This window comes from Elusimicrobiota bacterium (assembly GCA_016721625.1).
Classification (GTDB): Bacteria; Elusimicrobiota; Elusimicrobia; order FEN-1173; family FEN-1173; genus JADKHR01.
The window spans coordinates 2,527,284-2,549,217 of record JADKHR010000001.1 but is presented as its reverse complement, the minus strand read 5'-3'; the positions used below and the strand labels follow the sequence as shown (position 1 = coordinate 2,549,217).

Genomic DNA, 21,934 nt, shown 5'->3' with positions numbered 1-21,934 from the left:
CGTCAACCGGTCCGGAGCCGCCGACCGAGCCGTTTCTCCACCGCGCGGGTCTTCCCCTCCAGGGCGCCCCGCCGGCCCCGACGGTAGTCCACCTTGAGGGTGACCGCCAGGCGGGGGCAATCCCGGCGCATTCTCTCAAAACATTTCTTGACGACCTTGAAAACCGTATCCCATTCCCCCTCCAAAACGGTGCCCATGGCGTTCAACCGATAGGGAACGCGGCTCCGATCCACAATGTCCAAAGACCGCGCGACGTATTTTCCCACGCTCTCGCCCTGACCTATAGGAAACATGCTGAATTCCAGAAGAACCATCCCGCCCCCTTTTTCCTCATCATACGGCAATCGAGCCCAAGCCACAACCGGCTTTTTGCACCTGGCCAGGCCCCGCCCAAGGTGGTATCATGACGGGCCATGAAATGGGCATCCGCTCTTTCGGCCGAGCGACGGTTGGAATCGGCCATCAAAGAAGCGGCGGCGACCGTCAAGCAACAGCTGGGCGGGGCGGCGCCGGACTTCGCGGCCCTTTTTGTCTCCCGGTCCTTTGCGGGCCGGTATGAAGAGGCGAACGCCCTGTTGGCCGATCGCCTCCCCTCCCGGGTCCTGATCGGGGCCAGCGCGGCCGGCGTCATCGGCGACGGGAGGGAACTGGAATCCAAACCTGGCGTCAGCCTGACCGCCGCCGTGCTTCCGGACGTGAAACTCCGCGCGTTTTCCGTTCAAGACGAGGACCTGCCGGACCTCGACGATTCGCCCCGCTCCTGGGAAAAATTGGTGGGAGTTCGCGCCGCGGAAAACCCTCAGTTCGTTTTCCTCGCCGACCCTTTTTCCATCCGCTTGGACCATTTTCTTCCGGGAATGGATTTTGCCTTTCCCAAAGCCGCGAAGGTGGGCGGAGCGGCCTCCGGAGCCACGGAACCGGGAAAGAATGCCCTCTACCTGAACACCCTTTGCCTGAGATCTGGCCTCGTGGGCGTGGCCATGACGGGGAACCTGGAAGTGGAAACCATCGTCGCCCAGGGTTGCCGCCCCATCGGGAAACCCCTCCACATCACGGAATGCAAAGAAAACGCGCTGATTTCCGTCGAAGGAAAACCCCCGGTGGAAATCCTGCAGGACCTTTTCAAGGGACTCCCCGATCGGGACCGACAGCTGATGAAACAAGCGCTCTTTGTCGGCATCGCCATGACCTCCTCCCAAGAACAACTAAAGCCGGGAGATTTCCTGATCCGGAACATCATCGGCGTCGACAACGAAACCGGCGCTCTGGCCGTGGGATCGCCCCTCCGCCAAGGACAGACCGTCCAGTTCCACCTGCGCGACGCGCGGAGCTCCACGGAGGACCTCCGGGCCGTGTTTCATCAGGCCGGAACGGCAAAAATGGAAACCCGCGGCGCTCTGCTGTTTTCCTGCGTGGGGCGGGGGCAAGCGCTTTTCGGAGAGCCGAACCACGATTCCGGTTTTTTCCGTCAGAACGTGGGGCCGGTCCCGCTGGGGGGCTTCTTTTGCAACGGCGAAATCGGGCCCGTGGGCGGGACCACCTACCTGCACGGATACACCAGCTGTTTCGGATTGTTCCGGCCAAAGAAATGAAAAAAATCACGGCCCTCTTCATGAGCGGTTGGATGGTCGGGGGATCCCTCCTTCACGCGGCGCCGCCGGCCACCGTGGACGAACGGATGAACCGGATGATCGACGACGCTTTGGTCGCCCTCTACAATTTGGATTACCCGGGATCCAAAGCCGCTTTCCAAAAATTGTCCGAGCTCTATCCCGACCACCCCATCGGACGCTACGGACTCACCACCGCCCTTTGGTGGGAACTGACGAACGAATACGACGAAAAGAACGACGTCCTGGAAAAAGAGTTCATGGTCGAAGCCGACCGGACCATCGAGATGACCCGAACGATGGTCAAGCGGGGCGACCCTTCCGGCGTGGGGCGCCTCTGCCTGGGAGGCTCCCTGGGTCTCAAAGCCCGTTGGGACGCCATCCAAGGCCATTGGCTGGCCGCCTACCGGAGCGGGAAACAAGCCTACGACCTTCAAACGGAAGCCGCCCGTATCAACCCCGAGCTTTACGACGCCTATCTTGGGCCGGGGATTTTCCATTACTACGTGGCGGTCCTTCCCTCGGCGGTCAAGGTGTTCGCCCGCATGGTTTTCGGCGGCTCCAAATCCCAGGGGTTGGAGGAGATCCGGTTGGCCATGAACAAGGGCCGATTCTCTAAAACCGCCGCGCTCCTCTTCCTGGTGAACATTTACACCAATAACGAGAAGGACCCGGCGGCCGCCCTGGTTCTGATCCGCGACGGGCGGAAACAATTCCCGGACAGCCCGTTCTTCCATTTCATCGAACTCCTCATCCTGGAAGAAGCGCGGGACTGGAACGGATTGGAAGCCGGGGCGACGGATTTCCTCGCCCGCGTTCATGATCAACATCCCCATTACGGCCCGCGTTTTGAACATCGGGGTCTTTTCGCCCTTTCCAACAGTTACTTGGGAAAGGGCGAAACAGAAAGGGCTTTGGCTCTCTACAGCCGCATCCTGGCGGATTTCGCCTTTGAGGACCGTTGGATTACGTTGACCTATTTGAACCGGGGAAAAGCGCTGGATCAGATGGGTCGCCGGGAAGACGCCCTGGCCGATTACCGCGCCGTCTTAAAACGCCGCGATGTGTGGCAACTGCACGACAAAGCGAAGGCCTTGATCCGGCGGCCCTACACGCCCCCCCCGCCGACGTCCGCCCGTCCATGAAGCGGCGAACTCGCTGGGTGCTGAGTTCCGCCTGGGCCCTGGCGGTAATCACGTTGATGGCGGCCACGGCCCGCTATCTTCGGGACTCTGTCAATAACGTCTTCCTTCTTCGTTCGGCCGGGGTTTCCCAACGGGCGCACTCGAGCCTGCAAGAATCCCTCGAAAGACAGGTGGGGAATCTCGGGGATCTGGCGGAGGGATTGGGTCAGGACGCGGGGTTGGACGAAACCAGTTTCCAGGAGAAAGCCGTGAGGTTTCTGCGGGACGCCCCGATGTTTTCCGCGGTCACCTTTCTAAACGAAAAATTTAACCGGGAATGGGTGTTCCCTTTTTCCGCCACCCAAGGAACCCTGGGAACCGAGATGAAAACCCACTCGGACGCTTCGGCCACGGCCCAGCGATCCATCGAAACGGGTCGGCCCGCGGCATCGGGACTGGTGAGCCTCTTGCAAGGCGGCGCGGGAATCCTCGTGTACGCCCCGGTGTTCCGGAGCGCCCTCTGGGGAGGCCTGGTGGAAGGACCCGTCCAGATCGCGCGGGTGGCCATGGACCTGATCGAACCGTCGGTCGGGCTTGGGTTCCACTACGCCATTATCGACGAGCGCCAGGGCCGGGAAATCTATTCCACCCTGACGCCTGCCGACCGCGCCCGGACGCCGGCGTACGACGCCTATTTCACCTTGCCCATGGCGGACCGAAATTGGTGGGTGGTGCTCCACCCCCCGACGACGCCTCCGGCCCTGGCCATCGTCGCGGGGGCGCTCAGCGCCGAAGCGGTGATGGGCGCGTTGATTTATTATCTCTGGAGGAGGCGGCGATGAAACGATTCCTATGGACGGCGGCACTGGCGTTTTGGGGATGGACCCTGCGGGGAGCGGAACCTTTTGATGTCGCCGTGGAGGGGCCCACCCGGGGCGATCCCTTGATTTTACAAGGAAACTTCACCGCGCCCGCCTCGTCGGGAGCCCCCGTCCTGGTCATGATCCACGGAGTGGGGAGCACCCGGGCCGAATGGGCCCCGTTGGTCCGCCAAGCCGCGGGCCGGGGGTGGGGCGCCCTGGCCTTCGACCTCCGCGGACACGGGCGAAGCCGAGCGACCCTGGCCGGGAAAACGGTGGATTACGAAGAACCCCGAAACGGACGCAACCCCGCCTTCTGGGAAACTTTTCCGGGAGATCTGGAACAGGTGATTGCCGCCCTGGAAAAAAAGACCGGGGTGGCTCAGGGCCAAATCGTATTGGTCGGCGCGAGTTTAGGAGCCAATGTGGCCCTGGACGTGGCGGCGCGCGTGAAGGGCTTCCGCGCTCTGGTCCTTCTTTCTCCGGGGCTCGAGTATGCGGGGATTAACGCCGAGGGGCCCATGGCGGCGCTCGCCACCCCCACCCTCCTCATTGCCGCGGAACCCGACCTCTACGCTTTCACCAGCGGCGAGCGGCTTCGCACCCTGGCGCCCCCCGACCTCTTAACCTGGAAACCCCTGGTGATGGGAACCCCCCAGGGCGCCCACGGCACCCAGCTTTTCGACGGGCACCTCGAAGGAAAAATCTTGGACTGGATCGCCCGGCCGCCCGTCAAAAAGGCTGCCCCCAAAAAGTCGCCGGCCAAAGTCAAAAGGTGCCGTTTTCTCGTTTTCTAAAAAGAGACGTTGAACCCGGCTCACCTGTGAGCCGGACAGCGTGACGCCCCCCGCATTTTTGCCCTGGATCAAAACCTGGAAAGCGCCGCCGAAAGCGTGCGGATGGACCAACTGTTGAATCTGCTTCGCCACCCGGGGCCGCTCTTCCTCGTCCGCTTCCTCGACGGCGGTCCGCAACACCCGCTCCCCGGCCGCTAGAAAATAGGCCCCCTGCCGGGCGTAGACCAAGGGGATCAGCTCCCGCGCTTGCCCCAACCGCGCCAGCCGGGTGAAATCCACGTGGGCGGTGATGTCCCGCTCTCCGATTTCGGAAAAGGCATCGTCCCCCACGTCGTGGCGGGCGAAGGTTCGCCGGGTCCCGCGGGGCCGAAGGTCCCCCGCCAGTTCCAGGGCCGCTCCCCCATAATCGACGGTGAAAACAAAACCCCGAGAGAGAACCCGGGAAACTTCCTCCACCGCGTCCTCCATCGCCAGAGAGACCTCCGCTTCCTGGTCTTCCCCCCAAGGTCACGCCCGACCCATTAAATGCCTCCGCCACGCCCGGGGAAAGGGGACCGGGCCGCTCGAAGAGCTTTCCTCCGGCTTCCTCGACCCAAAGTTCCCACAAACGGCCCTCTTTCCATCGGACGCGGTGAAAGGGGAGGGCGTCAAAAAATTCATTGGAATAAACACAGCCTTCCACCCCGGCCGTGTGTTCCATTTCCTCCAAACAGGCATGCAGTTGAACGCGACCGTAACGGGAAAGCCGTCGGCGGGCGGCCTGGCGCGCCACGGGGCTGGCTTCCACCACATGAAGAGTGACCCGGCGGTCCCGGCCCATTTCTTCCAAGGCCCGAAGAACCGATTCCGCCAACGATCCATCGGATCCGCCCAGTTCCACCAGGGTGAATTTTTCCGACCCCAAGGCGTCCCACATTTCAACGAAACTTTCCGCCAGAAGCCGCCCGAAAAGCGGGCCCGCCTGGACGTTGGTGACGAAATCACCGCCGCGGCCCGTGCGGATCTTCGTCATGTAGTAACCGTGGGTGGGATGGGTGAGGGCCCACCCCATGAATTCGGCAAAGGTCACCCGGCCCCGACGGCGGACCTCCGCCCGAACGATTTCATCCAAGGAACTCACGGCTTTCCCTCCACCCCCAGTTCAATTTCCCGGAGAACCAAAGCGTCCGTCTCGCTCCTCCGAGCCGACTTCAGAGCGGCCCTCGCCCAGCCTTCACGCGATTGCCCCAGAGACCAGGCGGCATGTCCCCGCACCATGGGCTCGGGGTCCTCACGCAAAACGCCGAGAAGGTCGTCCTTCAAACTCTCCCACGCCTCGCGATGGGCGGCCGCCAGACAAGCGTTCCGGACAAGCCCCGCGCGCTTGGCCCTCCACAACGGCGTGCCGGCGAAACGGGAGCGAAAGGCCTCGGGGGTCCGGAGCCGAAGGATGTCCTTAAGACCCAACCAAGGACCGGACCCCTGATCCGAGGAAAATTCCGGCCATCGAGCCTCCAGGGGCCGCGCGTTAAAGGGACAAACGTCCTGACAGTCGTCGCACCCAAAAACCCAATCCCCGAACCGAGCCCGAAGTTCCCGGGGGATCCAGCCTCGATTCTCGATGGTGTGGTAGGCGACGCAGAGGCGGGCATCTAAACTAAAAGGGGTGTCCAGCGCCCCCGTCGGACAGCGCTCCGCGCAGGCGGCGCAAGACCCGCACCCTTGAGGTTGGGCGGGTTCCGAGGGGAGCTCCAGGTTGACCACCAGATTGGCCAAGAAGAGGACGGATCCAACCCCGGGGATAATGAGGTTGGTGTTTTTTCCAATGAAGCCGAGACCCGATCGGCGGGCAAAGGCGCGCTCCAGGAAAGGCTGGGCGTCCACACTGGGTCGGGCGACCACGCCGCCGAACTCCCGAACCAACGCCGCTTTGAACCGCTCCAAACGGGCTTCAATCACCGGATGGTAGTCGGCCCCCCAGGCGTAGCGGGCCACCCGCCCGTAGGCCTGGCCCGGGGCGGGAGGCAGGGGCCCCGCGCGATAAGAAACCGCCAGGGAAATGACCGACCGAGCCTCCGTTAAAAACGCCCGCGGGGACGCGCGCCGGGTCGGATCCCGCGTGAGCCAGGCCATGCCCGCGCCCTTGCCCTCCCGGGACCAAGAATCCAACCGCTCTCCGTCTTCCAGCGCGGATTCCGCCCCCGTGAACGACACGCGGTCAAACCCGAGGTCCTGGGCCAACGCGCGCACCCGTTCCGCCGCTGCGCTCGTCATCGCCGGGGAAGCCCCCCGAGGATCCGGAGGAGCCGTTCCGGATAGTTGGACGCGATGGCCTGAACCCCCAGGGCCGCCGCTCGCCGAAGGTCGCCAGGGGTGTTGACCGTCCAGGTTCCCACAAACCATCCGCGCCGACGGGCCTCCTCCATCAAAGCCTTCGTCACCAAATGGAACCGGGGAAAAATCGCGTCCGCCCGGGTCCGCCTCATGCGTTGGAGAAGATCCCGAAGCGGCGCGCTGAACAACAGTCCCGACCGAAGAGTCGGGCAAAGTCTTTTCACCCGGGCGACCTCCCCGTGGTGAAACGAAATAACGAAAGATCGACGGACCATTCCCGCGCGTTTAACCGCGGACACGACCCCGGGAGCCATCCGGACGGAGGAGGATTTTTTGTTTTTAATTTCCACGATCACCTGGAGCGGCGTCCCCGCCGCGCTCCTTTGGACTTTGGCCCAACGGAGCAGGTCCTCCAACCGCCACAACCGTTCCCCCGCAAACTTATGGCCGAACCAGCCGCCGGCGTCCAACGTTTTGAGTTCCGCCCAGATTTTCCGGGCCACGGGGCCCCGGCCGTCGGTGGTCCGGTCCAATATATCGTCGTGGATCACCACGAGCCGTCGATCTCTGGAGAATTGGACATCGCACTCCACCGCGTCCGCCCCCAGCCGCCGACCGGCCTCGAAGGACGCCCCGGTGTTCTCCGGCGCGTGCCCCATGGCCCCGCGGTGCCCGATGATGATTAATTTTTTCATGGCTTCCCCGTATTTCATTTTTCCCTGTCCGGGTGCACTCTCTGGATTTCCTGTGCCGACGCCCTGGGCCAGGCTCTAAACAGGCGCATTTTACGTTTTCCAATCCCTCCGCCTTATTAAAATCTTTTATCCTGTTACAAAATTGTTACAACTTTTTAAGGCCATTTTCCAAGCGAATTCGCTAATTTGTCATCCATGGGTTCCCGAACCAACCTCACCCGATGCGTGGCCGCCGCGATTGGGGTCCTTTTTTTCAGCACCAACTGTCTATGGGCCTATTCCCCTGAAACGAATATTTGGGCGGAACGGCGGAAGGGCCGGGAACAGCGGTCCGCCCCGACACTTTTGGCTTCCCTTCCCGACCTGGGTTCCGCCCAATCACTGGGAGGCCAGTTCCCTTCCCCGAATAAAATCGCTCCCTCGTTCTCCCAAAGCAGGGTCCGATCGGTCCCAAAGAATTTCATGGAAGACCACGCGGAACTCCTCCGGGCCATCTCCCCGGCCTACGGCACCCTGCGTCAGGTGTCGCTGGGGCCCAAACCCTCCAAGCTTAGTCCCGTGATCGTCCACATCCAAGACGTTCACCAAAACCTGGATGCGCAAAAAAATATCGGGCGCCTGGTGGGATCCCTTGTCGACGCCCGACAAAGCGGTCTCATCGCCTTGGAGGGAACCTGGGGGGACATCCAACTTCAGCCTTATCGTGACTTCACCCATCGAAAAGCGGTGGAAATGAGCGCCGACTACCTGTTGAAACAAAACAAAATTTCCGGACCCATCCACGCGGCGTTGACCGGAACCGGGTTCCTTCCTCCTTTGATCGGGATCGAGGACCCGGCCCATTACAACGCCAACGTGGAAGCCTATCGCCAAACCGCGCCGCGGATTGAACCCTTGAAAAAAGATTTGGCGAAGAGAAAAATCACCCTGGCCCGAGAGAAGAACCTCGTATTCTCAACCAAACTTAAAGTTTTTGATGCGGCTGTTGAATCCTATCACGAAAACCGTTTGGGTTTTGGGGCTTTTGTCGAAGTTCTAGCCGATCCCTCCTTCCACCTTCCCCTCCCGCCCTCCATTCGCTTGTTCCAGCAAACCTTGTCCTTGGAAAAAACCATGGACTTTAGGCAAGTGGAGAACGAGCGCACCGCCCTGATCCATCAATTGATCCAAAAAATGGACCGCCTGGAAATGGAGGATTTGACCGCCCAAAGCGTGGCTTACCGTTCCGGCGAAATGAGTTACGCCGACTTCTACCGCTACTTGAAAAACGTCTGTTCCAAGGCGGGGTTTTCTTTGGAGTCGTTTCCCGCCATGGGGGAATACATCCGTTACGTCCTTCTGGCCGATGGCATCGACGCTGAAATCCTCCTTGAAGATTTGATGTCGCTGGAACGAAGCGCCTATGCTCAATTGGCCAACACTCCGGAAGCCAGGACGGTCGTGCAAAAAGCCCGGTTCGCTTATCTCGCGGGAAAACTGGTGGATTTCAGCCTCACCCCGGAAGAGTGGAAGGAATACCGTTCCCTGTCCGGTGACATGAAGGAATTATCCGTCTTCGAAGCCTTCTACAGGGAAGCCGATTTCCGAGACCGCGCCATGGCGGCCAACCTGCTGAAAGCCATGCGAGAGGGAAAATCCCCCTCTCCGTCGATCCTGGTGACGGGAGGATATCACACACCGGGCCTGACAGCCCAACTCACCCAAGCCGGCGCCACCGTCCTCAGCGTCGTCCCGAAAATAGAAAAATTGGACACCGCCCAGGGCTCCACGTATCTATCGGTTTTCACCCAGGAGAAAACCCCGCTGGACCAACTTTTCAAAGGCGAAAAACTTTTCCTCGCTCAGCCTCCGATAGCGCCTCCCGTCCGGCAAATTCTATTACCCGTGGTGACGGTTTTGGCGCTTGTTCTCCTGGGGCAAACCGCCGGAATCATGGATCTGAATGACGCGTTTCACGCGTTAGGCGGCCTCGGCGCCCTGTCCCATCTGAGCGAGACAACCGCGGGACCCGTGAGCGTTTCTCTGGCCGCCGGAGGGGCGGTTTTCCTCGCGCAGGCTTCCGGAACGGCATCCGGGATCACCAACGCCTCCCTGGCGCTTAATCCAAAGACCCCGGGCCTCCGTGAAAATATCCTCGGCCAAATCAAACGCGGGGGGGCGGCCTTTGCGGCGTCTTTGGCGCTCATCGGAACGACGATGGCCGCCACATTCGTCGGATCCCACCAAGACAATAAAACCGGCGGGGCGCGTCTGAGCCGAACCGCCGCCTGGGCGGGAGGCACGCTTCTCCTTCTCACGCCTTTTATTCTCTTCGGCGACGTTTTTTTGACTGGGGTTTCCCTCGACCTGATAAACGAAATTGGCCCTCTGGGCCTGGTCCCTTTCGCCCTCGCCACGGCGGCCCCGCCAACCTCCGAAGAACCGGCGTTCAAACACACCACCGTCATTATCAACGTCCTGGACGCGGGAAGCTACCTGGATGGCGGCCATCTGAACACGAAGCGCGGTATTCCGAAAGCGAAACGGAGTCTGAGGGAACTGAGGGAGTTGGGCATCGGGGAGGTCTATTTGTTCAATGGCGTCTCCACACCGAGCCAAATGGGAATTGAAGTCCATACCACGAAAGACAGGCAATGGCGATTCCGATACGCGGGAAACGCCGTGTCCTTGGTTCACGGCTATCAACCGAAGAGAATGGTCACCGAGGAAGGGATCCTCATGGAAGACTCCAAGGGTTCTAATTTCTCCCGATACGACCCCGCCGAATTAAACCCGAACGTCTTCGATGGAAAAGACAACGGTGAACGTTGGAAAGAAATTCAGGATTTTGCGGAGGAGGCGCATCGCTGGGGAATTAAAGTCAAGATGGATTTGGTGTTATGGATGTCCCCCGACGCGATCACCCCGAAAAACTGGGCCTGGGCCGAGAGCCGATGGAGAGTGCCGGACGAAGAGTCCAATCGGACCGACGAAGAGATTCTGTTCAACCACCCGGGCCACTCTCTTGTGCGTTGGAGCGAGGGGGACAAAAAAGTTCGGGTTCTCGTTGGCAATTTTGGCGTCGGCGCGGACCAGGTCAAGCCTGATTTCGCCAACCCCGACTATCAAAACCACATTAAAGAATACCTCCAACGTCTCGTGGACGCCGGCGTCGATGGCGTCCGTGTCGACATGGCTCACCTGGCGATTTCACCCCAGCGCGACCCGGAATGGAAAACATGGTCGAGCCTTATCCATGAAATCCAATCCTACGCCGCGGCCAAAGGCGCTGAATTCCATTTTCTCATGGAGGCCTACCGGGAACATGAACATTTCGACTGGCGCGATGACTTTCTGCAACATTTTCCAATGGAGTCCGTTTATGACGAGAAACCACATCAGCTGTTGGAGAAGATCGTGTTGGGGGACCCGCATGCGCTGGAGGAACTCAACCGTCACCTGGAGAAGTTGGGAACGAAAAAGGGCCAACATACTTTTTTTGCCACCAATTACGACGACCCCGCTCTGAGAAACATGGCCCGGCGCGACTCCCGGGGTGAGCCCATCGAAAGTCCCCAGGAAGCCTTTCTGGCGCTCGCGTTAACCTATTCCTACTTAAAACAAATTCCATTCCTCGTGGAATGGCGGGATCTTTCATATGAGGAAGGGCAGAATTTCCCTCAAGCCGGCGGGGAGGATTGGGTATGGAACAATTTTCGGCATCCGTTTTTGCGCCAAGCGCGCCGCGGGTATCTCGCCTATCGGCGAGTTTTCCACCGATCCCCCAGACGGAATCTGGTTTTTGAACTCAACTCCCTTTTCAAAGACGCCGAGAACGTTGAGATTTTGGACAACAACAACCGGGAACGGTATTTCTCTTTCGCGGTCAAAACCAAAGACGGACGTTTCGAAATCCGCGTCTTTGATTTTTACCCGCAGAAAGGCGCTGAGCACACGTGGGTCGCGGTTCCCCAAGATTGGCTTGTCCAAAGACCTCAAAGTTCAGGGCCTTTGATGGATAAATGGGAGCAGGAACTGAGAACTTCTTTTTCTTATCGCAACCACGCGGATGATCGGGCCGAAGAGTCTCTCCCCTTGCGGGTGGATTTTGGCCGTTATTACCGACTGCCCTTTTCTTTTGGATCCTCCAGCGTTGCCCGCGTGACTCTTTCGCCTCAAGCCGCGGACCAGAGGAAGACCCTTCAGGGACGTCCTTTGGCCATCAGGAGAACCCGCGAAGCCCTGTGGCGGGGTTTCAGCCCTTTTTACCGAGAGATCTCCCGGTCGGATTTTCTGGTTGGGCGCCCCGATGTCTTTCTCCTGTTGGGGAACCCCGATTTAAAAACGTTCCTGGAATTCGCCAAACGCTATATCGATTCGTATTCGGGCGTGCCCATCGTTTTGGCCGGCGGTCGCGGGAGCGGAACCCGGCCTCTTCTGGCGCGGGTGTTGGCCCACTACAATATCAGCGGTGAACAGTTGCTTGGTGAGTTAAAGACCATGGTTCCCCCCGGGGGACGAACACCGCCCCGGACAGCGGATGAAATCGAAGAGTCCTTCCTTCTCCGTTACGTGTTGACGCGGGAGGGCATTCCCTCCGATCGCCTACACCAGGAAACCGAAGGGTCTCGAAACACCGAGTTGAATTTCATCAACAGCCAGCCGGTCATCGCTCGCGTGACTTCAAACCCCCAACCCCGGGTGGCCGTGGTGACCCGTCCTATCTCGCTCACTCGAATCAAACCCACCGCTGAAAGGGTGACGAGAGAGCGGGGTTACCCATGGCGCCTTTCGCGGTTTAAGGTCTACGACGATCATTTTGAAAAAATGACGGACGGCGAACTGATTGACCTGGTCGCCAACGCCGTGGGCTACCCGCTGGAGGCTTTGGGAAACGCCGGCTTGCTTCCTATCGATGTCCCCGAAAAAGGGTTGAGTTCCGGAAATGAACTCTGGGGGATTCGCACGGAGGCCGGTTTTGATTTCGGCGGATCGGACAAACAACGGATTGAAAAACTTCAAACCCTCCTGGTCAACCACCTGAAGAACGTTCGGCCGCTTCGATACGACCCGGTGTTGATGCGGCTCGAACCGATGGAGAATCCGGGGCAAAACAATCCCACCGGCGGTCTCCTTTACTTCCTGGGCTCACGAGAACATCCGGAACGGGCGTGGTGGACGGAATCCCTGGCTTTGATCCTTTTGGGAAGCGGCCTCGCGGGGGCAGGGGCGATGTGGACCCTGTGGGGCATGAATGGGATGGCCTGGGAAGGATTTCTCCACCCTCTGGGCCTGGCCTTGGCGGGAGAGGCCCCCTCCCTTCTCCGCGTTTTGGGAATTTTTTTCATCGCCGCCCACGTCGCCGAATGGGTGGTTTACCGGTTCTTCGCCAAGGACAGGGCCCCGCCAGTCTCCAACATTTCTTGGTCCATCCTCGTTGCCATTCCTATTTTCGTCATCGCCACATTTCCCCTTCCGGCCCTCTATCTCCTGACCCTCTCCCTGTTTGTCGTCACCGCATGGCATCGGGTGGTCAATTTCTTCGTTCATTCATCTGAAACGAATTTTGAATCGCGTCTTCAACCCTTATTCTTCACCGTCGCGGCCATTTTGTTGGCGGGTCTCGGTTTGGCGGACTGGATCTCCGACGCCAACCTTCTCCAAGAGTTAAGCCTCGGGATTCTCGGCGGGATCGGGCGAGCGGGAACCCCGCCAAACAGCAACGGGTCGGCTCGATCCTTGAATGAAGGCCATTCACTCTCGCATTCATTGTCGTTTTTAGGATTTCGAACCATGGGGATCTTCGCGCCCCTGTCTTATTGGCGGAGCAGATCCGATTGGGGGGTCGGGGATTTCGACACCTTTGCACAAGTGGTGGCTTTCGCCAAGAAAACAAAACAGCGGGTTCTCCAAATCCTCCCGCTTCAGTATCCCACAGCGGACAACTGCCCTTATGCGATTGGAAGCTCTTATATCCTAGACCCGGTCTACATTGGGTTAGAAGATCTTTTCCGACAATTAGGGGTGACGGAGAACAGCGACAAACCCGCTTATAAACGGGCGTGGGGGTTGAGGCAAACGCTAGGGGTGCGAGGAGCGGCATTGGCGAAAGAAGCAATATCCACGAACCACCAAACGAGGGATTTGAAATTGGAGGTTTTGCAGGCTGTATTTCAGGGTTTCAAAACCACCGAATTGGACAAAGAAGAAGGGACCATTTCTCAATTCCTCATCGGAAAAGGCAATCTGGAATTCGGGAAAGGCAGCGAACTTAACCGAAGCTTCAAAACATACTGCGTTGAAAACGCGGAATGGCTGGCCGACCATCTTGTCTTTTTTTCCTTAAGTCGGGAATTCGCGACGGAAGATTTCAGCCAATGGCCGAAAGAGATCGCGACGCGTGATCCCCAGGTGTTGGAGGCACTGAAAGACAAACACCGGGAGGAAATCCTCTTTGGAGCGTTCGTCCAATGGATTATCGCCCGACAAATGTCAGGCGTCGTCCGCCTGGCTCGGGAAGGCGAGGATCCGGTGGACATCATGTTGGACCAACCCTTCGCTTTCGGTTCCGCCGACGTTTGGACCCATTTGCCGGCGTTTCACATCGACCCAACCACGTTGAAACGAGATTTCACCCAGGGGGTGCCTCCCCATCGCTTGGACATCCCCCAGCACTGGCAGTTCACCTTGTTAAAAATGAACGAGCATGGAAAACAATTGTTGCTCGAACGCCTTCGTTACATGCTTCGTTTCAGTTCTATTTTAAGGATCGATCATCTCCTGGGCTATTACGAACTCTATTACATGATGGAAGACACCCGCTGGGAATTCACTTTGGCGAATTTGGGGATATGGGCGGAGGTGGAGCGCGTTTTTAAGGGGGAAGGGGACCCCGCCGAGAAAAGGAGGCGGGTGTACGCCATCGTCCTGGATGCGATGAGAAAAAAGTGCCCCGATGAAATTCGAAGGCCCGCCTTTGATGGGGAAGGCCACCTTCACCCAAATGGAGTCCTGCTCGCGGCCCGCCGGTCCTTTTCCCCGGGGACATACGACCGGACCGATAAGGGTTGGTATTCCCAAAACGCGGCGGAGCATTCCCAAGACCTCCTCTACACCATCCTGACACCCCCCCCTCTCGGCAAGATCGATTACCTTGAAAAATTAATTCGGGAAGAGGGTCAATTCCTTCGTCCCACCGACAGCCTTCGGTTGTGTTTCTTCAACCCCGGGTTCGGCGAGGAGATCTTGTCGTCGTTTATGGCGGAAGCCCAGCGTCAGGGAAAAACTCTCGTGATGGAAAACCTTGGCGCCGTCCCCCCAAAGGTCACCCAGTCGTTGGTGGACATGGGGGCCTCCCAGTTCAAACCCCTTTATTTCGGATTTCAACGGTTCATTGGCGACATGAACGACTATTGGTTTGACCGCGTCGGAACCCTGGATTACGCCTATTTCGGCTTCCACGATACCGTGACCCTGCGCGGATGGTGGACAGGAGAAGGGAAGTGGTCCGGTCAAAAATATTATTTTAAAAACGACACCCAGAAATGGGGCGTTTTGGAATGGCTTAGGGACAAAGGATATCTTTCGCGCCGACCTGACGTCGCCACCCTCGAATGGAGTCGGCCTTTGCAGGAAGGCGTGTTGTCCTCCGTGGCCGACTCCCAAGCCGGAACGGCCCTCTTTCAGGCCCCGGACCTTTTCGGTTCCGGGGAAGAAGGCATCATCAACATTCCCGGGCAAAGCGGATTCTGGACCGCCCGCGCCCCGGTCCCTATCGAGGATTTGATGAGCGCGTCGGAGTCCCCGTCGCCCCGCGTTTCCACCGTGGCCTCGGATGTTGTGGAACTCATCCTCCGACTGTCAAGGATAAAAGCCCGGCATTCTTTTGAACATCAAGCCCGTCCGGGACTTCTCGCCACTCGACCTCCGGTAGGCCCCGGTTCAAAACAAGTCGCTTTCGAAGGCGAATCCTTCCTCCTGGACGCCTCTTATTTAGGCACGGTGCATTCAGCCGAAGTTGTTTTTTCGGATGGTCGTCGGTGGGCCATGACGCCGGTGGGGAACCCCGCGCAGAACCCGCTCCACGTCCAAGTATTCCACGCCAGTATCCCGGCCGAGACAACGACGCTGGGCACCCATGCTTACCAATATTATTTTAATGGTCAGCCTGTTTCGGAGGTCGGTTACTTGGTGGGAATCCGGTCGGGGACGAACACCAACCCCCTTTCGGCGACCTACGGACAGACAGAACCCGTTCCTCCTGGAAAAGAGACAAATCCCCCTTCTTACGACGACATGTTCAAAGGGTTGGAGGAATGGCTGAAACAGCAGCGATGGTTTTTGGCTAAGTCGAGCACATGGGATCACGTCCGCGTCAGCGACCATTTCGTTTTGTCCAACCCATCGGACGGCCCCAGCGTGCATGGGTTCCTCATCCAAGTTCGGACGTCGGATGGGCCCCAGACCTATTATGTCCCCCTTCTCCTCTCGTCGACGCCGAACGGGCTCAAAAACCCCGTCGCTGTTTCCGTTGGGGGAAAATCCATCGTCGTGGCTCCGGCCGAACATACGCAAGCCTATCAACGGGCGCTCTTCCATTATTTATCTGAAACGACCACGCTCACCACGGATCAGGGGAACCGCATCCTATTCGAGGGGACCCAGGCAACGGGGCTGTCTGGACGGCTGTCCACGCCCCGAGACCTGATGGCGGGGACGGGGAAAACATCCTCCAACGTTTTGACGGAGGTGAAATTGGAAGAAACGCCTCTTGTCGTAAAAACCCTCAAGCGGGTGGGCGGGGACACTGAACCTGAAATGTACGCCGCCCTCGCCGGTCAACGATTCCCCCATATGGTGGCGTTCCGCGGAGGCGTCGTTTTTGAAGGCAAAGACGGACAACGGATTCCCCTCTGCCTGGTGATTGAGAAAAACAACGGTCCTCCCGGCTTTGAAAAATGGGAGGCTTCCTCCGGTTACCAAATTTGGACTTTGTTTTCCCATGCCGTCCAACAGTTTCTTGAGACGGGCGACCCGAACTCCTTTAAGAAGGCGTTGGAGGATAAAATCGGCTCAGGACCCACGTTCGGCGAGCTCATCTCGGTTTTGGGAGAAACCATCGCCGATCTCCATATCGCGTTGGCGGCAAGCGAAGAAGCAGGATTCGGGCGGACCTCAGCGACTCCGAACGAAGTCCGGTCGAGGTTCTTGCGAGAGGCTCAAGCCCGAGCCCATCACGTTCTCGCCAAAACGGCCGGACGGGGGGGCCGTGTATGCCGATGTCCGCCAAGGTCTTTATTTATTTTCCCCGAATCAATTAAAACGCTCGGGTCGGCCTTGGAATCCCAACCCTCGGTGGGTCTCTCCCGGGTCCATGGGGATATGCAACTGGACCAGATCGTGCTCGGTCCGGATTACCGGCTGAGGGTTCTGGATTTTGGCGGGGCTCCGCTGTCTTCTCTTGAAGAGCGCCGGCGTAAAACATTGCCGGCGGACGATGTGGCCGGCCTGCTACGCGCCTTTGGTTACATTAAATACGCGGTATTAAACAAGGCTCTCTCGGTCGACATGGAACGGCTTTTTCACCTTCTCAACGACCCGAGAGCCGAGGCGGGGGCCGAAAAGGACGTCGTTGCCTTGCTTTCTTTCGCTGACCAGGTTGAACGCGAAATGGGCCAACGCTTGGTGGACTCCTATTTAAAAACCATCGAGAAGCGCCAAAAGGAACACCTCTTTCTCCCGCATTGGGATTCGAGTCACATGAAGCTTCTCATCGATTGGGCCGTTTTATCCCGAGCTCTGTATGAACTCGAATACGAGGTGTCGGCCCGACCGGATGAAGAACAAGCCGTCATTCCGCTGGAGACCGTTGTCCGTTGGGGGAGGGCCCCAAAAACACCAACGATCCCTGGCCCGGGCCATCGCCGCGCGACGAGCCTGTGGGGAGTCAAGTTGGCCGAAGTCCTGTTTGGCGCGGGGGTCGGGGTTGACCGGGTTGGAAAGATCTACAAAGCCCTGGCGCCGTTGATTGGAACCGGGCTGGCCATCACCACCACCGCATTGGCCTGGACTGGGTTGGCTTTCCTCGATGGTTCCGCCATCGTCAGCGTCGTCGCCCCTCTGGTGGGCGCCGTTTTTGGATCGGTGTTCTTGGCCTCCCACTCCCACCACCTCCTCCCCGTTTCCTGGCTCCCCAAAACCCTTTCCCCCAAAGACATCAGCCTTCGCAACGTCCTGTCCATGTCCACCCTTTACACGGCGGCCATCACCCTGTCCTTGTGGGGAATCTTCGACGTCTCGACCCTTGGCCTGAGCGCCGACCAGATCAGAACACTCTCCCTATTCATTTGGCCCATCGCCTGCCTTGCCCACGCTTTATTTGACGGCGGAACCCGCCAAGGCAAGCGTTTATTGAAAAAAATGACGGCGTCCTTAAATTCAAAATCCTATAACGACGTTTTATGGACAGGGGTGGGGAAAGGCATGGCTCTGATGCTACTCCCCTTAGCCCTCCTATTGCTCGGGCTTCAAATTCCTTTTGTCAGGGCCGGATCACCGGGGCCGATCTTTTATTTTCACCCGCGCGCTGGGCACAACGGCCGCCAGATTAAGGTTCTTAAAATTCGAACCATGACGAGGGGGAACGATCCTAACGGCCCCCCTTATCTGACCCCCTTTGGGCGGGTGATACGCCCCATCGGCCTTGATGAAATCCCCCAAATCTTTTCCATCATTACGGGAAAGACGCGATGGTTCGGCGCCCGTTACATGCCAAACGAAATAGCCGAGATCGACCCGGAGGGATCTTTGTTTCGAGTGGCCCACGCCGGCATTTTAAGTTCCCATTATTTATCAACGGAAAGAGCCGAATGCGTCGACGGCAACTTTATTCCGCTTTACAAATCTCGCCTGGCAGGAGACCTAAAGGACGTTCGAGAAAAATCCGTCCGCTACCGGACCCTCCTTTTTTTCAAAATCGCGGAGAGATGGCTCCAAAACCTTTCCATATCCTTCCTTCGCCTAAAAATCGGGCCTTGGCGAGGTTTGCCGGTCCACCCTATAATAACGCCCCTTCCCCCGGGGGCCACGCTCCGTATCGGCGTGTCCGAAAAGGCATTCGCTGAAGATGGATTGTCCGTTGCCGATATCAACCGAAGGGAAAACCATCTCTTGGTCCGCGGCCAGCCCATCCCGGTGGAAATGGCCCGGCAAACTCTTGAAAATATTCGGGTCAAAACCTCTGCCCTTAGCAAAGCCGTCGGCATGAAAGGGGACCCCTCTTCCATCGGGCTGGCGACAAGCAATGTGGGAGTAAATACCGGGTATTTCATTTATCGCCAAGGGAAATTGTTCAGGAACGCCAGGGAGAAGGACGTCGGCACCCCTCACCTTTGGCTGGGAACGACCAAGGGAGGGGAGACCGCTTTTCGAACGCTGCGGTTCCAAAAAGAGAAGAAAGACTGGATTCCCTACGGAGAGAACGATGCCCCGGTGAGAGATCTCGCGGCGGCCTTCCGAGGTCCCGTGCTGATTGAGGATGGAACCCCCGCGATCAACCCCGATGAGTGGGACGATATCCGCCACCTTTTCCGCCTCCCTGTATTTTCCAATCTCCCCAACTTCCCGGGCGGGGGGCTCACCTGGGGCCTGGCCGATGGAAAAGGCGAACTCCACCAAAATGCGGATCTCCGACGTCGCGCTTTCAATGGAGAGGCCGTCACTCTTTCCCTGGAACCCCTAGGGGCCGTTGGGCTTGATCTCCCCCGGGTCGAAGAAAAATTTCGGGAGTGGGGTTACCAGAGGAAAAAGGAAACCTTGGAAGTCAAAAAGCCCGGCGACTACTTCATGGACGAGCTCAAGAACACGGCCACCGTTCGATTATTGCCAGGGTTTCATCCCCACACCGTCATCGGCGAGGACAAGGACAAACGCCTGGTGGTCGTGACGGTTTTGGGAGAGACGAACCAACGCGGTGCCGATCTGCGCCAGTTGGCGGCCGCGTTGGCGAAACAAGGGGTTCGCCGCGCCCTCATGGTCGCCAATGGGAAGGACGTCCTGGTTCTCCAAGCCTCCGGCCAGCTGGCGGTCAAAAACGTTCGCCGAAAGGTTTCAGCTTTGCTGGCTTTATTCCCGCCGTCCGGTTCGGGTCCATCAACGCAAGACGGGTCAACACCTTCCAATCGGAGAACGTCCCCCGATCTCAACCAACGGGTGGAATCACCTGAGCCGAAAGACGTTCAAGAGAACTGGCAACCCATTCGTTTTTATCGCTCCACCCGGACTAAATCCGTCCCCACGAAAACGATCGAACCGCCGCTTTCCCCCATTGAGGAGTTGGAAAAAAATCTTCACTTGGAATATGGGGCCTACACCCCGGCCAAGTGGGCCTCGAGCCAAGAGGTGGTGGATCGACTCAAGGCCGGAGATTTTGACGGGGTCCGCCCGGTCACGGTTCAACTCGTTCCATCTTTGGCCTGCAACTACCATTGCGGAACGTGCAGTTATGGTAAGAACAAAGACGAGATCCGCGCGAAATTGGTGCCCCATGAAGACCTTTTGATGAGCCTGGCCGACATGAAACATTATATCGACGACCTGGCTCAAAACGGCGTTAAAGGAATTGTGTTCACCGGTGGCGGGGAGCCGCTGCTCAATCCAAACACCATCGAAGGGTTGCGCTACGCCAAGGCAAAGGGACTGGACGTCGGGTTGTTTACCAACGGGAGCTATTTGAACGAGAAAAAGATCAGGGATATTTTGAGCATCGGGCTTTCCTTTTTGCGAGTCAGTCTAAACGCGGGAACCCCACAGATTCATCAGCTTTTTCACGGACTAAAAGGCGAGGAAACATTTCATGCGGTGATCGCCAATTTAAAAACCTTGGCCCGCGTGAAAAGCGAAATGGGTCAACAATGCCAGACAGGGATCGATGTGGGGGTCATTATCAGTCCATTGAACGTCTACGATCTCGCCGAGGTGGCTAAACGCGTCAAGGAAATTGATGATCAGTACCCTGGCATGTTCGGAAATTTATCCTACCGGCCGACCGTCAATTATGTGGCGAGCAAAATCCAACACGGGGACAGCATCTCTCGGACCATCGATTTCCTTAAAACCAGCGAACCTCATCGTCGTTTTTACGAGGAGTCTGTTCGCTATTTCCGGGACGGGGAACAATTCAGCGCGGAGCTATTTCAGGAAGCGCTGAAAGAACTTGAAAAAGCGAAGACGATCCTGAAGGACAACATCGACCGAAAAACCATTTCCGTGGTCGTTCCCACCGCTCGCATCGAAGGGACTTCTTCAAAGACGCGGGCCTACGCGAAATGCCTCGCCTCTCCCTTGGTGGTGTTCGTGGTGCCGAACGGAACGGTGTATGGGTGCGTGGAACTCGCCATGAACGATGAGTTGATTTTGGGGAACTTAAAAACGACCCCGTTCTTGGAACTTTGGGCCTCCGAAAAGCGAAAGGCCGTCATGTCCTTCCTCAAACAAACCTGTGTGGCGACCATGTGCCCGCCGGTTTGCATGCTTTACGAATACAACCGCATGTTCAACATCATTGCCGCCGCCCTTGACGCTGGAGGGCCCGAGGCCCAAGCCATGCGGGACAAGTTGGACTCCTTGCACAAAACCGTTGGGGCCACCGTCAAGGGAGTAAGTTTTATGTTCCCGATGTGGATTCGACGGGTGGGGTTTGAGGAGCAAACGCCCGAGATCCGCCTCACCGCCGCTTTCAATGAACAGGGAGAGGTGAACCTCATTCCCAGCTCCGACACCGAAGGCTTCTTAGGCGCGGATGAAGTCAGTCTCCTCACCCAAAGCCTGCGTGAATGGGCCTCGACCCTGGATCACGCTCCCCCAGCGGTCATTCCGCTGTTGGTCTCTTACAACACGGAGGCCGTCGGCCGATACACACCGCACCGGATAGAAATCAATCGCGCCCTCCTTCGCGCTCCCAAGGAGAAACGGGAAACGGCCCAAAACCTCCTGAATGTCGTTGTTTGGCATGAAGGCTATCACCTTCTGAACCCGTCCAAAACCGAAACCCAAGCCACGCTCGCCACCGCTTTTTACCTAAAAGACCGTCCGGACGCTCTGGCCGGCGTTATTCAATCCCTTGAAAATAAAAATTCTTTTACTGTCGCCGGACCTCATTTCCACCAACTGAGCCGGTTTCTCAACCTGGGTCCTACACGCCACTTTCAAATGTCTTTGCGTCATTCCCCGTCCAAGGACGCCCACCGTCTATTTAACGGCGCACTCCGGGCAAACATTTCCACCGCGGCTGGAGATGCCTCGCTCCTGGCGAAAAGTATGCGAGGAAGACATTCAAGGTCTTCTTCCGGCGGTAGGGCCCTTGGGGTGGAACAAGTTCTAACGGGCGGGGTAAATCCGGCGGGCGCGGCGTTCACCTCCCGCGTGGCCCAAAACATTGAGGATGGCGCTTATCGGGTTGCTTTCGAAAAAGCTTTAGGAGGAGAAGACCACGGGACCTTGTCGGTGGCGGAAGCGCTGAACTGACTGCTTTCCCTCCGCGGCGGGTTCCCCATCGCT

Annotated in this window: 9 protein-coding genes; 5 read left to right on the top strand and 4 right to left on the bottom strand. The window is 58.2% G+C overall.

The features are described from left to right. Positions 1–2: 2 nt before the first annotated feature. Positions 3–314, bottom strand: a complete 312-nt coding sequence (locus IPP35_11170) for an MTH1187 family thiamine-binding protein (protein MBL0059638.1) — start codon at positions 312–314, stop codon at positions 3–5. Between the two features lie 99 nt (positions 315–413). On the opposite strand from IPP35_11170, the gene IPP35_11165 reads away from it, so the two are divergent. The 4 genes from IPP35_11165 to IPP35_11150 are packed head-to-tail and all read left to right on the top strand — an operon-like array spanning position 414 to position 4,391. Next, a complete protein-coding gene (locus IPP35_11165) occupies positions 414–1,592 on the top strand; it encodes an FIST C-terminal domain-containing protein (GenBank protein ID MBL0059637.1) in 1,179 nt (392 codons plus the stop codon). Then, on the top strand, positions 1,589–2,755 hold the full coding sequence (locus IPP35_11160; protein ID MBL0059636.1) for a hypothetical protein: 1,167 nt from the start codon (positions 1,589–1,591) through the stop codon (positions 2,753–2,755). Before IPP35_11165 ends, IPP35_11160 begins: the two co-directional genes overlap by 4 nt. After that, positions 2,752–3,576, top strand: coding sequence for a CHASE domain-containing protein (locus tag IPP35_11155; GenBank protein ID MBL0059635.1), 825 nt, complete (start codon positions 2,752–2,754; stop codon positions 3,574–3,576). The genes IPP35_11160 and IPP35_11155 overlap by 4 nt, the downstream gene beginning before the upstream one ends. Further along, the gene (locus tag IPP35_11150; protein MBL0059634.1) at positions 3,573–4,391 is read left to right on the top strand and encodes an alpha/beta fold hydrolase; all 819 of its coding nucleotides are present in this window, start codon (positions 3,573–3,575) and stop codon (positions 4,389–4,391) included. Before IPP35_11155 ends, IPP35_11150 begins: the two co-directional genes overlap by 4 nt. Here IPP35_11150 and IPP35_11145 read toward each other — a convergent pair. Genes IPP35_11145 through IPP35_11135 form a run of 3 tightly spaced genes read right to left on the bottom strand, consistent with a single transcriptional unit; the run spans position 4,363 to position 7,399 of the window. Next, a complete protein-coding gene (locus tag IPP35_11145; protein MBL0059633.1) occupies positions 4,363–5,511 on the bottom strand; it encodes an SAM-dependent methyltransferase in 1,149 nt (382 codons plus the stop codon). The two genes, IPP35_11150 and IPP35_11145, sit on opposite strands and share 29 nt — an antisense overlap. After that, positions 5,508–6,644: a tRNA epoxyqueuosine(34) reductase QueG gene (queG, locus tag IPP35_11140; GenBank protein MBL0059632.1), complete on the bottom strand. Its 1,137-nt coding sequence runs from the start codon at positions 6,642–6,644 to the stop codon at positions 5,508–5,510. Before queG ends, IPP35_11145 begins: the two co-directional genes overlap by 4 nt. Next, positions 6,641–7,399, bottom strand: coding sequence for a hypothetical protein (locus IPP35_11135; protein ID MBL0059631.1), 759 nt, complete (start codon positions 7,397–7,399; stop codon positions 6,641–6,643). Before IPP35_11135 ends, queG begins: the two co-directional genes overlap by 4 nt. A 195-nt stretch (positions 7,400–7,594) precedes the next feature. On the opposite strand from IPP35_11135, the gene IPP35_11130 reads away from it, so the two are divergent. Continuing rightward, a complete protein-coding gene (locus IPP35_11130) occupies positions 7,595–21,901 on the top strand; it encodes a 4-alpha-glucanotransferase (protein MBL0059630.1) in 14,307 nt (4,768 codons plus the stop codon). The last annotated feature ends 33 nt before the right edge of the window (positions 21,902–21,934 follow it).

Coding starts and splice junctions, on each gene's coding strand:
- IPP35_11150 (MBL0059634.1), top strand. CDS start 3,573: ATGAAACGATTCCTATGGACGGCGGCACTGGCGTTTTGGGGATGGACC.
- IPP35_11165 (MBL0059637.1), top strand. CDS start 414: ATGAAATGGGCATCCGCTCTTTCGGCCGAGCGACGGTTGGAATCGGCC.
- IPP35_11155 (MBL0059635.1), top strand. CDS start 2,752: ATGAAGCGGCGAACTCGCTGGGTGCTGAGTTCCGCCTGGGCCCTGGCG.
- IPP35_11170 (MBL0059638.1), bottom strand. CDS start 314: ATGGTTCTTCTGGAATTCAGCATGTTTCCTATAGGTCAGGGCGAGAGC.
- IPP35_11160 (MBL0059636.1), top strand. CDS start 1,589: ATGAAAAAAATCACGGCCCTCTTCATGAGCGGTTGGATGGTCGGGGGA.
- queG (MBL0059632.1), bottom strand. CDS start 6,644: ATGACGAGCGCAGCGGCGGAACGGGTGCGCGCGTTGGCCCAGGACCTC.
- IPP35_11135 (MBL0059631.1), bottom strand. CDS start 7,399: ATGAAAAAATTAATCATCATCGGGCACCGCGGGGCCATGGGGCACGCG.
- IPP35_11130 (MBL0059630.1), top strand. CDS start 7,595: ATGGGTTCCCGAACCAACCTCACCCGATGCGTGGCCGCCGCGATTGGG.